At 54.3% G+C, this 12369-nt stretch carries 10 protein-coding genes; 2 read left to right on the top strand and 8 right to left on the bottom strand.

The annotated features are described in order from the left end of the window. Positions 1-270: 270 nt before the first annotated feature. Both pth and ychF read left to right on the top strand, forming a co-directional pair. A complete protein-coding gene (gene pth, locus SPH27_RS03875) occupies positions 271-855 on the top strand; it encodes an aminoacyl-tRNA hydrolase (RefSeq protein ID WP_023336005.1) in 585 nt (194 codons plus the stop codon). A 126-nt stretch (positions 856-981) separates the two neighbouring features. Further along, positions 982-2076 (top strand): redox-regulated ATPase YchF, encoded by a 1095-nt coding sequence (gene ychF / locus SPH27_RS03880; RefSeq protein ID WP_010432886.1) that lies wholly within the window; start codon positions 982-984, stop codon positions 2074-2076. Between the two features lie 58 nt (positions 2077-2134). On the opposite strand, the gene SPH27_RS03885 is transcribed toward ychF, so the two are convergent. The 8 genes from SPH27_RS03885 to SPH27_RS03920 all read right to left on the bottom strand — a co-directional run bounded on the left by SPH27_RS03885 (position 2135) and on the right by SPH27_RS03920 (position 12351). Beyond that, positions 2135-2305, bottom strand: a complete 171-nt coding sequence (locus tag SPH27_RS03885; protein ID WP_223997960.1) for a hypothetical protein — start codon at positions 2303-2305, stop codon at positions 2135-2137. Positions 2306-2776: 471 nt separating this feature from the next. Continuing rightward, positions 2777-3259: an SMI1/KNR4 family protein gene (locus SPH27_RS03890; RefSeq protein WP_048980911.1), complete on the bottom strand. Its 483-nt coding sequence runs from the start codon at positions 3257-3259 to the stop codon at positions 2777-2779. Between the two features lie 11 nt (positions 3260-3270). After that, on the bottom strand, positions 3271-7641 hold the full coding sequence (locus SPH27_RS03895; protein WP_182072495.1) for an RHS repeat-associated core domain-containing protein: 4371 nt from the start codon (positions 7639-7641) through the stop codon (positions 3271-3273). Between the two features lie 3 nt (positions 7642-7644). Beyond that, positions 7645-8085 carry a DcrB-related protein gene (locus tag SPH27_RS03900; protein ID WP_182072493.1) on the bottom strand — a complete coding sequence of 147 codons (441 nt, stop codon included), beginning with the start codon at positions 8083-8085 and terminating at the stop codon, positions 7645-7647. A 157-nt stretch (positions 8086-8242) separates the two neighbouring features. After that, a complete protein-coding gene (locus SPH27_RS03905) occupies positions 8243-8683 on the bottom strand; it encodes a hypothetical protein (RefSeq protein ID WP_404851807.1) in 441 nt (146 codons plus the stop codon). Between the two features lie 3 nt (positions 8684-8686). Beyond that, positions 8687-9241 (bottom strand): hypothetical protein, encoded by a 555-nt coding sequence (locus SPH27_RS03910; RefSeq protein ID WP_233476948.1) that lies wholly within the window; start codon positions 9239-9241, stop codon positions 8687-8689. A 76-nt stretch (positions 9242-9317) separates the two neighbouring features. Then, positions 9318-9752: a hypothetical protein gene (locus tag SPH27_RS03915; protein WP_232937791.1), complete on the bottom strand. Its 435-nt coding sequence runs from the start codon at positions 9750-9752 to the stop codon at positions 9318-9320. 58 nt (positions 9753-9810) lie between these two features. Next, complete coding sequence (locus SPH27_RS03920) at positions 9811-12351, bottom strand: type VI secretion system Vgr family protein (protein ID WP_069302970.1); 2541 nt, start codon at positions 12349-12351, stop codon at positions 9811-9813. Positions 12352-12369 lie beyond the last annotated feature (18 nt).

A 12369-nucleotide genomic window follows, 5' to 3' on the forward strand; every position in this document is an offset into this window, starting at 1 on the left:
CACCTCCGGAACTTTGGGTTGTCAGGGGAAAAGCCCCTAATCCTTGTGTGTAAAGTATAGACAACGCCCCTTTTATGAGTTGCGTGAATGATCACAATTACAGATAAGTCCCAAACAAAAGTTTACAAATAAGGCTTTGAACAGCTTGAAATTCTAATGGTTCAAATCAGAAATTATTCATATTTCGCTGGGAAGATCGCAGAATTTTGTCAAGCGGCGCGCCAGACAGTAAACTACGCGCCAGATCTGGAACCCATTAGGAATTGAATCGTGACGATTAAACTGATTGTCGGCCTCGCCAACCCGGGCGCAGAATATGCGGCCACTCGCCACAACGCCGGGGCATGGTACGTCGATCTGCTGGCCGAGCGGTTACGTGCTCCCCTGCGTGAAGAACCTAAATTCTTCGGGTATACCTCACGTATCAACCTTGCTGGCGCGGATGTTCGTTTACTGGTGCCCACCACCTTTATGAACCTGAGCGGTAAAGCGGTGGCGGCAATGGCAACGTTTTATCGCATCAATCCGGATGAAATTCTGGTCGCACACGATGAGCTGGATCTCCCGCCCGGCGTGGCAAAATTCAAGCTTGGCGGCGGGCACGGCGGCCACAACGGTCTTAAAGACATCATCAGCAAGCTGGGAAATAACCCGAATTTCCACCGTTTGCGCGTAGGAATCGGCCATCCGGGCGATAAAAACAAAGTTGTCGGTTTCGTACTCGGTAAGCCCCCGGTTTCTGAGCAGAAACTGATTGACGAGGCGGTAGACGAAGCGGCGCGCTGCACTGAAATCTGGCTTAAAGATGGGTTAACCAAAGCGACAAACCGCTTACACGCTTTCAAAGCGCAATAATCCGCCCGATCCGGCTTTTTTACCGCGCGTCATGCGGGTTACGTGTATAATAGGCGTAGTTATTTACTTTTCATCAGTCGGTTATCGTTAACGGATTGATTATCAAGATATTAAGGTGATTTAGAAATGGGATTCAAATGCGGTATCGTCGGTCTGCCAAACGTGGGCAAATCCACCCTGTTTAACGCGCTTACCAAAGCGGGTATCGAAGCGGCGAACTTCCCGTTCTGTACCATCGAACCTAACACCGGCGTTGTGCCAATGCCGGACCCGCGTCTAGACCAGCTCGCGGAAATCGTTAAGCCGCAGCGCATTCTGCCAACCACCATGGAATTCGTGGACATCGCGGGCCTGGTAAAAGGCGCGTCCAAAGGTGAAGGTCTGGGTAACCAGTTCCTGACCAACATTCGTGAAACCGAAGCGATCGGCCACGTTGTGCGCTGCTTCGAGAACGACAACATCATCCACGTTAACAACAAAGTGGATCCGGCTGACGACATCGACGTCATCAACACCGAGCTGGCGCTCTCTGACCTCGACACCTGCGAACGCGCTATTCACCGCGTGCAGAAGAAAGCCAAAGGCGGCGACAAGGACGCGAAAGCGGAACTGGCTGCGCTGGAAAAATGTCTGCCACAGCTTGAAAATGCGGGCATGCTGCGCGCGCTGAAAAACCTGACTGAAGAAGACAAAGCGGCGATCAAATACCTGAGCTTCCTGACCCTGAAGCCAACCATGTACATCGCCAACGTTAACGAAGACGGTTTTGAGAACAACCCGTACCTCGACAAAGTGCGTGAAATCGCAGCGGCTGAAGGTTCTGTGGTTGTGGCGGTTTGCGCTGCCGTTGAATCCGACATCGCCGAGCTGGACGACGCTGACCGTGAAGAGTTCATGGCCGAGCTGGGTCTGGAAGAGCCGGGCCTGAACCGCGTAATTCGCGCAGGCTATGAGCTGCTGAACCTGCAGACCTACTTCACCGCTGGCGTGAAAGAAGTGCGTGCGTGGACCATTCCTGTAGGTGCGACTGCGCCTCAGGCGGCCGGTAAAATCCACACCGACTTCGAGAAAGGCTTTATTCGTGCGCAGACTATCGCGTTTGAAGACTTTATCACCTACAAGGGTGAGCAAGGCGCGAAAGAAGCAGGCAAGATGCGTGCGGAAGGTAAAGACTACATCGTTAAAGATGGCGATGTGATGAACTTCTTGTTTAACGTTTGAGTTGTTTTGAATGAAAAAAATCCACGCTTTGGCGTGGATTTTTTTTGCGCGTGATCTATCAATAGATAACGAGTTTACCCGCTGGCCAAGTACCTGACCACCCACAGGGCATATGCCCAGCTTCATAAACATTAATTAATCCGTCAAAAAAGAATGGCTCTTGAAGAAAATTACTATACGCATCTTCAAGCAAGTAATTCACAAGGTTCCATTTTAAGTTCTCAGTCATTGAGCCTTCCTCAGACTCCGGGAAGGTTATTTTTGGGATAATATTATTCTACACAACTTTCTTAGGTTCTTTGACTAAAGATTTCCAGCATTGATATTTGTTAGTCTCTTTTTTGCGAGATAACCCGTTATTTCATTAACTGCTTCCAGGTTGGTGCTCTCACATTCATAAGTTTTCAGCCATTTTATAAATAAGCTAAGAGACTGAGCCTAGAAAACACCAGTGAGTGCCGTTGTCATACCAAGATTAACAAGTCAATTAATATTATTTATATATATGTTGCTAACTGGAATATTTTCATGTTTTAATGTAATTTATTTCACCTGGGATCCTAGGGATGTTCATACCACCAAGCGCCATGGTGTTTTATAATAAAACCCTATGATTTGTGTCACAGAGTTTTATTAACAATATGAATAGCAAAATAACAGCAATCGAATTAAATAAATCGATTAAATTCTTAAGTATTCTTTAAGAAAGATCCTCTTCTGCTACTAATCCGTTAACAAAGTTAGCAAATGAATTTGTCAGATATCTTTGAAGTTTTGTGTGATTCTCTTGCATAGTCAAATCCTCATCAAAAGAATCTGTAGCAAAATATACAATTGAGTAATTATCTAAATCCAGGCAGAAGAAATTGCCTCCCCAATCATTTGCGAAAGGAAGCAGGTTTTTAGGAATCACTTCCCTATCCACCATGCTGATATAGCAACCGTCAATTAAAGATCCAAGGGCATTATTTGTCTGACTATTATAAACAAATGGCTTAAACGCAGCCACCTCTATTGGCTCAAAATCCTCATCACCGTCCCACCAACTTTTCTCTGGGATGCCACCATTAAATTGCAGATAATGTGAAACGAAATCATCCGGAAGAGTAATAGATAATTTCTCTTCCGTTTTAGCAATATCTGCACGTCCAATCTTTTTTTCACAGTTACTGAAATGATTCATAGATTTATACCTCACTGGTGACAGTTTGCACGCAATTTTTTCGGGACACGCCCCTTCAACCAGCCTTTAGAATGAGAAACAGCAATGGCTTCTTGGGAACCATATTTTACGCCAAAATATTTCTCGAATTGTGAGACTGAGCCTTTATGTGGGAAAGTAGCTTCATGCGCAGAAGTTTTTACTAATTGCATTGTTGTCCTTCCTGTGGCTGGGTCAAAGTCATCGACATGATGCCATGTATATCCGGTTGCTTCGCTTTTAGAAATACCGGCTGCCTTGAAAGCCTCGGTGAAATCTCTATCTCGAGTTCCTTGCATTGTAATAGATACAATATTCTGTTTCGTTCCATTGGTAGGGAAAAGATCTGGACTTCCTGTAAAGTCAACTCCCTTTAATGCCAACCCCCACGGATCCACCCAACCCAGCGCGTTCGGCGCATACTGGTAAAGGTTAATCCCCCCCGCCAGTCCTATCGGGTCCTGCTGCGTAAACCGCCCGCAGTCCGGGTCATAATAACGGAACAGATTGTAGTGCAGCCCTGTCTCACGGTCCAGGTATTGCCCCTGCATGCGCAGGTTCTGAGAATATCCTGATACCTGCGTCTCGCTTTCCCGCAGCAGCTTGCCCCAGGCGCTGTTCACCCCTTCCCAGCGCACCTGACCTTCGATATCCGTCATCCGCTCCGGCGTGCCGTTGGGCTGGCAGTGGAACCAGAAGATCTCCGGAGCATCCACGCCATCGATACGCGCCAGCGGATCGTAGCTGTCCTGATCGCTGTAGACGTAGGTGAGCGGCACATCCCCGTGTACCTCCTGCAACAGGCGGAACCCTTCCCAGACAAACCGGGTGGTGACCGGCTTGCCGGTTGGCTGTCCGCCCAGAATCTGGCGTCGCGTTTTGCTGATGCGTCGCCCGAGCGGATCGTAGCGGAAGCTGACCTGCGTCTGCGGTTTGTTGCGGTCCCGCGGCTGGCTGATGACCTCCGTCAGGCGATGTTCACCGTCGTAGCGGTAGTGCCAGCGGGTCTGGCCGTTATCTTTTTCCACGGTGCGGCCGTGGATGTCATAGCGCCAGCGAATGCCGTTAAGCTGCGTCAGGCGGTTGTGCGTGACCTTCTCAGCAGCCCCTTCCAGCGGGTTACCGGCAGCATCCCAGCGCCACTGCTCCTGTCCGGGCAGCGTGCCGTCCTGAACCAGCAGACGCCCGGCGCTGTCGTACTGCCAGCGGTACCAGCTGAACGGGTTATCGTCCCGCTCTTCCCGCACCAGGTTATTGCGGTAGTCGTAATCCCAGCGGCGGGACCAGCGGCGCGGCGACGGGCGCTGGGCATTGCCGGTAAAGACGTCCCGGCGATGCAGTCGCCCAAGACGATCGTATTCGCTGCGGGTGGTCAGCAGCCCCTGAGTGCGGCTGGTCTCCCGGTGGAGTTCGTCGCGGGTAAAGTCGGAGACCGACAGCTTATCGAGGGCAATGCTGAGCAGATGCCCGCTGCCGTAGTAAAACTGCTTCAGCTCGCGGCCATCGGGCAGCGTGACGGAGGTGCGGTTGCCCAGCGCGTCATACTCCCACGCCAGCTCGCCGTGCTCGCCCGCCTCGCGCGTCACGCGACCGAGTGCGTCATACTCAAAGGCGAGCTCCTGCTCTGCCTCGGTGGTCCACGCGTCGGCTGCAAGCGCAGGATACAGCCCAATCCGGCTTAACAGCCCGGACGGCGTGTAGTGATAGCGTGTCTGCCCCTCCGGCGTGGTGCGGGCGACCAGCTGGCCGCTCGCGCTCCAGGCGAAGGCATGGGTGATGGCATCCGGATGACCGGCGGCAAACGTGCGTGCTATCGTGCGTCCGCAGGCGTCATAGCGATACTGCGAGGCTACGCCATCGAGCCCCACCTCTTCCAGCAGCAGCGAGTCCGCGCCCCAGCGGAACTGATACGCTTCGCCGTTTTCATTTTCCAGGGCAATCAGACGCCCGCGGCTGTCCCAGCGGCGACGGACCTCTTCACCCTGGGTATTACGCGTCGCGGTTAATCGCCCTGCCGCATCATATCTGAACTCACTCTCTTTACCGTCGGCGCCCGCATGCTTCACCGGCAGGCCACGTTCGTTCCATTTGAGCGATTCCGTCCAGCCTTCCGGGCGATCGAGCTGCACCGGACGCCCTGCGGCGTCGTAGCGATATCGCGTCTCTTCCCCGTCGGCGCCAGTCTCGGCCACCAGCCAGCCCAGCGGGTGATAGCGGTAGCGGGTAATACGCCCGGAACAGTCCGTCGAGCGAACGATCTGCCCGGCCTCGTTGTACTCCTGGTAGCGGCTGTTTCCGGCGGCATCGACCTCTTCAACGACCTGGCCGAACTCGTCCCGGCGCAGCTGCGTGGTCTGCCCCATCGGGTCCACCACGCGCTTAAGCCCGTGATGTTCGTCGTACCAGAACCGGGTGGCGCTGCCGTCGGCTTCGATAATGGCCGCAGGAAGCGCGCGGTGTTCCAGCCAGGCGGTGGTGCGGGTATTGCCGTCGGCGTCGATCTCCTGAACCCGGTTGCCCATTTCGTCGTAGACGAAGGTAACGGCATTGCCGAGCGGATCGATGCGGCGCGTCAGAAGCTCGTTCTCGTCCCACTCGTAGCGCCAGTTTTCACCGCGCTCGTCAACGTAGCGGACAATCAGATTCTGCGCGTTCCAGTAGTGGCGGCGCGTCTGGCCGTCGTAGTGCTCGACGGTCGTCAGCCCGGCGGCTAAATCGTAGCTAAAGCGGCAGCCGTCGCCGGTGCTGGTGCGGTTTTCCACCACGCGCCAGTGGTCGAATTTTTTCCAGCGGTATTCGCTCTCCAGACCGCCCGGCATCCGGTGCCAGACCATCAGCCCTTGCTCGTTATAGCGGTATTCACGCGTCACCACGCCGGAGGCATCCGTCGCGCTCGCCAGCTGGCCGCACGCGTCGTAGCCCCACTGCATCAGCGGCCATGTCTGGCTGCCGTCGAAATGGCTGGCTGCGGTAACGCGCTGCGGGAAACGTTCATCTTCATAGCGCAGAGTGACGTCTATCGCCCGCGGCTCGTCGTGAAGGCCGACCAGCCTGCCGTGCTCGTCCCACTCCGTCAGCAGCGCGTTGCCGTATTCGTCGCTGAGGGAGGCCAGACGCAGGATAGATGGATTCGCCCGGGTCGGTTTATACAGACGCCACACCGCGCCGTCATCGTCGGCAATCGCCACGTCGCCGCTCTCATTGCGGCGGATAATGATGCCTTCGCTGATGCTGTAAAACGCGCGGTCGACAGGCGGCAGCTCGAAGCTCAGCTCGCGCCCGGTTTCGTCGAACCAGGTGGCGTTGTTGTCCTCCAGCGTGAGATAGCTGTCAAAGGTCGTTGCCCAGCCCAGACCGAACAGCCCTTCCCGGGTGGTCAGGCTGTTGTAGCTGCGCTGCCAGCGAAGCGGAAAGCGCCCCGGCAGCGAGAAGTCGAGCTCGTCGTCGTCATTCAGCACCTTCACGCCGGTGGCGGCGTGAACCGGGTGCGAGGAGCCAAACACGGCATTCACCGCCATATCGGCTAGCATCCCGCCGCCGGCCGCCGCCAGCGCACAGGGCATGTTTTTCAGGATCTTGCCCGGACGCCCGCGCAGCAGGGAGAGCGCAATCATCCCCAGCGCCAGACCCGGCGTTTTACCGCTTTTGATATCGCGAACCGTGAGCGTGTCCCCGCCGATGATTACGTTCGGGGAGACGTCGTCGGAAACGGTGCCTTCGCAGGTGGTGCGATCTTTGGCGCGCACCGCGGGCTGCCCGTTGATGAAGACGCTTTTAGAGCCTTCCGCCAGATACTGCGGCCCGGAGTGCTTTTCGCACACCACCTTGTCTTCTTCCAGCGGCGAGGTTCCCGCGGCGGCAGAGGCCACGCTCGGCTGCCACATTTCGCTGCCAAACTGTCCGGCGGCGGAAAGCAGCATGCCCGCGTAATCGGCAAAGCTGCCCGGCGACTGCGGCTCAGGAGACGGCGTATCGGCGGGCGTCAGCGTGCCTGCCGCGCGCGCGGCGGGGATTGCGTTGGTGAGAACGTTACTGGAACCGGTAGTGATTTTACCCGCAGGCGACGGCGGGAAAAGCGCATTGCCTAATCCTTCCGCGGCGTTGCTGATATCGTCGGTGATCCCCGCGACGTTCGCCAGCACGCCACCGATAATCCCGCTTAACAGACAGCTGGATCCAATTGCTGCCACGCCCGCTGCGGCCGCCCCTGCGCCCAGCAATGGCGCCGCTACGGTTGCAGCTGCGCCTACCGCCGCGCCGATCACCGCATAGGCGGCACCTTCTGCCACAATGCTGGTGATGTCAGCAAAAATGCTGGAGTGAATAATCTCGTCGCCCTTACGGGCCGCGTTGTTATCGCTCATGCCTTACACATTCCGGTTGTCGTTTAGCGTCAGACTCTGCTTAAGCGCGCTCCAGCGCACCTCGTCCTCTTCGGTGAATGCCCTGAGTGCCGAGAGGGTAAAAATCATCAATACCGGTTTACCCGGCGTATGTACGGCCAGCTGTTTTTGCCACAGGCGCTGCCCGTTACGGTCAAAGGTGGTCTCAACTTCCAGCCCGTTAATTTTTCCGTCAGGCCCGGCTTTTACATTCCGGAATTCGCTCTGGGCAATTTCGCCCATCTGAGGACGCAGCACATCCCACTGGCGGTGGAACTCTTGTTCATAGTCGCTGCCATCGGGGATAACGCCGCGGCTGACCACCACTGACAGCCCGCTTTCGTCATCGCGAATAATATTCATGCTGTTATCCTGCCAGGCAGCAGGAAAAAGGGAAAACGAACCTTCCTGGAGGGTGTATTTCATAAGTGAACTCGGGATGATTAATATTGTGAGAAACAAAAAGGCCAATCCATGCTGGCCCTCTGGCTGGCTGTTTTATTATTTACGCCATTGACCTGACTGTTCGACTAAAACATGGCTGCCTTTGCTAACAGCCAATTTCGCAGGTGCATAATCTTGATTATTTGTTCGTTGCAAAATGCATCGCATCAAATCTGGCAGCCCACTGCTGAATATCGGCATTAATAACCGGGCTATTATCTGAAGACTGGTAATGAATAACGTCCGACTCCGGAACCACCCAGGCCGCAAAGATTTTGCCGTCAGGATCGATAACCAGCGCTGACGCGTTCTCCAGATAGAGATCTTTTAGCCAGCCTTCAACAAACAATCCGCCACCTGCGGTGGTATGCGGTTCACCGAAGACATCAAAGTTATCAATAAAGATCTGGTAATGATTTCCCAGCAACGTCCTGAGACTGTCTGTTACTTCGCTGTCGTTAACGATGCGGCTAACCGTTTCGAGCTTATTGTATTGCGATAATTCAAGCGCCGATGACGTTTCAACAACGCCAGCCAATAAAGCCGTGAACAATACGGCTGCCAGATATTTTTTGGTCATAAATCACTCTGAAGAACCATTTTCGTAATTCATGGTTATTTTCACAACCTTACTGTCTTTAACCTCAAAAGAGAGCAATTTCTTACCCAATTCATAGGAAATCCACTGCTCCCCGGAATCATTTTCAACCTGGCCATCGCCGTATGCATTGTTCAGTGCTCTGATTGTTGAACCCACATGAACTCCACGCGGCGTTAAAATATCTGAGGCAGTCAGCGTAATCTGGGAGACGATATAATCATCAACGCTTCTTTCTGCTTTATCCCACCAGAGATTGGAAGTGAATATTTCTAAACCAGCCTTTTGATGCTGGAAGAACTTATATTGGGTTCCGTCAAAAGGAACCTCACCGACAAAATGGCCTTCAAGCGGCACGTCAATTTTACGGGCAATATCAGGAGTCCATCTGTCGCCTAATGCGACAGGCTGGCCTTTGACCTTGACGGAAAGATCCTGTTTTGTCAGAACGGGCGGCATAGCTTCTGCCAAAACCACATTGCTGCTCAGACAGGTAAACATCAGGGCAGAACAAAGAAATGTCGGAGTATGTTTTTTCACATTAATTGTCATTTAATGAATATTTATTGCGCTTCTCACCACTGGAAACATCGCCAGGACATGGAAGCAGCGTTTCTTATTCGGCGCTTATGACGACTGAACCCAGACAGTCAGGATTTTTCACGGTGAAACTGAAGCTCACCTTTTGTCCATTCATATCTTTTGGCGCTGTATAACTGGTCACTTCGTTCTCAGAGCGGCCTCGTGGATAATCAGTTAACGTCAGCTGCGGATAATGCTTTTTAACAGTATCGAGAGTGATGCACTGGCCGGACGGTGAAAAATTCAGTAACGGTGCCATACCGTCACTTTCTTTACTTAAACGTAAATCAATTGCAGTAATGTTCGTTCCATCCGCCAGTTTGATATCGTCGGCATTGTAGAAATTGATATATTCATTCTGTTTCGTTAGCCTGAATGACAACGGAGCGTTATCCAGACTGTTAACGGACAACGTTTTGAGTGATGCGCTCATTTTTGCAATGAACTGCCAAAGATCCTGTTTCTGCATGTTACCTCCTGCCATTCCCGTCGTTAATAAAGCCGCAAGCACCGCACACGTTTTTAGACTATGGATAATTTTTATCATACCAACCGCCATAATAATCTTCGTAATATTGCCCCGTGGTGGACGTTTGTTCGCCTTTGCCAAAGATACGGCCTATCTGCGTACGCGCTTCACTTTCCTTTATAGCCCCACGTTCGAGAGAATCATAGATACGATTATATTGTGTCTGATTTACCGGATTGCCCGCAATACCAATATCCCCACCCTTGTTGGCTATGATTTCGCGTTGGACCCGGATATTGTTTAACGTTGCAGCGCCTTCATCACTGAGTGTGCTGTTGAGATAGGCGTCGCGCGAAGAAAAATCAATGTTGGGTTCATATAAAGCGTGACCACTTTCATGTGACAGAGACTGAACAACCGCATTCGGATTACCGAGCTCGTTTTTATCAACGGTAATAACTCGCTTTTGACGATTGGCAAACGTCCCCTTACCTGCTTCACCTTCTTCAAATGTCCAGCCTCGTTTCTTTAACGTAGCTATGTCATTTTTCATGGTCGGTGATTTATCGACAAGACTATCTACATCCTTGCCATATCCGCTTGAAGGCACACCTGATGATGGGGGTGTTGCAGTTTTAGAGGTTTCGGCAGGCGCGCTTGCAGCCGCACCTGCCTTATTCTCCTTTCCCGGCGTAAATTTCGCCTGCACCGCCGCATCAATATCCCCTTTATGCCCCGATCCTGGTGCCGTTGTGCCCGGCTTGGTGCCAGAGGTATTCAGATGCAGCTTACCGCCCGTGGTGATATACCCATCCCCTTCCACGAAGAAGTTAAACTCTTTGCCGATCAGGTTAATCTTGCCGTTGGCATTCAGCTCAATGGCGCTTTCACCTGAGACCAGCCGCAGCTTCGTCCCGGAAGCAATCACATACTGCTCCACCGCCGCATCCAGCTTGCCTTTCCCCGTCAGGATCTCGGTTCCACCTTTCACGGCCTGAGTCTGGTTCGCTTCCACGCGGTGCAGTTCATTTTTCTTCACGTAATGGCTGCGCGCCCCGCCGACGCTGTGCGTTTCATCGTTTTTAACGCTGGTGTCCATGTTGCGCTCGGCCTGGATCCACACCTGCTCTGCGCCCGCTTTATCCTCAAACCGCAGGGCGTTGGCATTGTCGACGGAACCGTCTTTCGTGCGGCTCATAAAGCCCATCTGCGTCGCGGCGGCAGGCAGCGCCCACGGCGGCATGCTCGCGTCGTTGTACACGCGACCGGTAATAATCGGACGGTCCGGATCGCCGTTGATAAAGTCCACCACCACCTCATCGCCGACGCGCGGGATCTGCACCCCGCCGTAGCCCTGGCCCGCCCACGCGCTCGACACGCGCACCCAGCAGGAGCTGGTGTCATCGCCCTTCGCCAGGCGGTCCCAGTGAAACTTCACCTTCACGCGGCCGTATTTGTCCGTCCAGATACTCTCGCCCTTCGGCCCCACCACTTTCGCGGTCTGCGGGCCGTAGGTGCGCGGCCACGCCGTGGTCTGCGCCGGACGGTACACCACCGCCGACGGGATGACCGTAAAATCGGTGCGGTGAATGGTTTCACCCTCGCCGCTCGCGTAGCGGTTCTCTTCGAAGTGGTAACCCGCCGCCGTCACCAGATACTCGCCGTTGTCGCTGAAGAACGGCGCGTTGGTTAAGGTGAAGGTGTGCCCGGGCGCAATCCCCGCCGCCGTGGCGGTGGCCTGAATCTGCTGATGCTCCACCTGCCAGCGTTCCTGACGAATACGGGCATAAAACTCCCCGTGGCCTTTGTCCACAAAGCGACCCGGCCAGTCGTACACGTCGATGCTGCCCGGCTTCGGCGACGCCGGGTTCTGCTGGGCCTGGAACAGCCACGCGTTCGGCTTGCGGAAGTCATAGTCGTCGAGGCTGTAAATCCCCGGCGTCACGCTATCCTCCAGCGCCCACTGGCTGATGCCCTCTTCGTCCGTACTGCCGCCGGACGGCGTCTGGTGGTAAGGAATGACCTCATAGCCGCTGAACGGCTGATGCTGCGTGGCGGCGTCGGTGAGCACCAGGGTGTGTTTGTCCGCCTCGTGGCTGAAGTGATAGGCAATCCCCTCCAGCTCCATCAGGCGGCTGATGAAGTCCAGGCTCGACTCCTGATACTGCACGCAGTAGTCCCACACCCGGTAGCTGCCGGTGAGTTTATCCTCAACGTTAACCTGATGCTCGCCCAGCAGGGTTTTCACAATCTGCGGCACCGTCTGCCCCTGGAAGATACGCAGGTTACGGTCGCGCTTCATCGGCCACAGGTCCGGCTCAACCGTCAGCTGGTACACCGCATAGCGGGTGCCCGTCAGCTCGACGGCGCTGACCGCCACGCGGGTAATTTTGCCGTTAACATAGCGGGACGTCAGCAGGTTCTGCGTCGGGATGGTCACCGTGACCGGCTGGCCCAGCAGCTTGCTGCGATCGATGCGCGCGTCCGTGCCGAGCACGGTCAGCGTCAGCGCGAACGACTCGGACATCGCCTCGCGGCCCGTCAGTTTCCAGAACAGAAGCCCCTCCACCGGGAGCTGAACGGTAATTCGGTTGAGCATAATCTTTATTCCATCTAG

It is taken from the genome of Enterobacter sp. A103 (genome assembly GCF_034427535.1).
GTDB classification, from domain to species: Bacteria; Pseudomonadota; Gammaproteobacteria; order Enterobacterales; family Enterobacteriaceae; genus Enterobacter; species Enterobacter asburiae_B.

What these genes read in the sequence shown, in the direction of transcription:
- SPH27_RS03890 (WP_048980911.1), bottom strand. Translation starts at nt 3,259, where the DNA reads ATGAATCATTTCAGTAACTGTGAAAAAAAGATTGGACGTGCAGATATT.
- SPH27_RS03895 (WP_182072495.1), bottom strand. Translation starts at nt 7,641, where the DNA reads ATGAGCGATAACAACGCGGCCCGTAAGGGCGACGAGATTATTCACTCC.
- SPH27_RS03885 (WP_223997960.1), bottom strand. Translation starts at nt 2,305, where the DNA reads ATGACTGAGAACTTAAAATGGAACCTTGTGAATTACTTGCTTGAAGAT.
- SPH27_RS03920 (WP_069302970.1), bottom strand. Translation starts at nt 12,351, where the DNA reads ATGCTCAACCGAATTACCGTTCAGCTCCCGGTGGAGGGGCTTCTGTTC.
- ychF (WP_010432886.1), top strand. Translation starts at nt 982, where the DNA reads ATGGGATTCAAATGCGGTATCGTCGGTCTGCCAAACGTGGGCAAATCC.
- SPH27_RS03915 (WP_232937791.1), bottom strand. Translation starts at nt 9,752, where the DNA reads ATGCAGAAACAGGATCTTTGGCAGTTCATTGCAAAAATGAGCGCATCA.
- SPH27_RS03905 (WP_404851807.1), bottom strand. Translation starts at nt 8,683, where the DNA reads ATGACCAAAAAATATCTGGCAGCCGTATTGTTCACGGCTTTATTGGCT.
- SPH27_RS03900 (WP_182072493.1), bottom strand. Translation starts at nt 8,085, where the DNA reads ATGAAATACACCCTCCAGGAAGGTTCGTTTTCCCTTTTTCCTGCTGCC.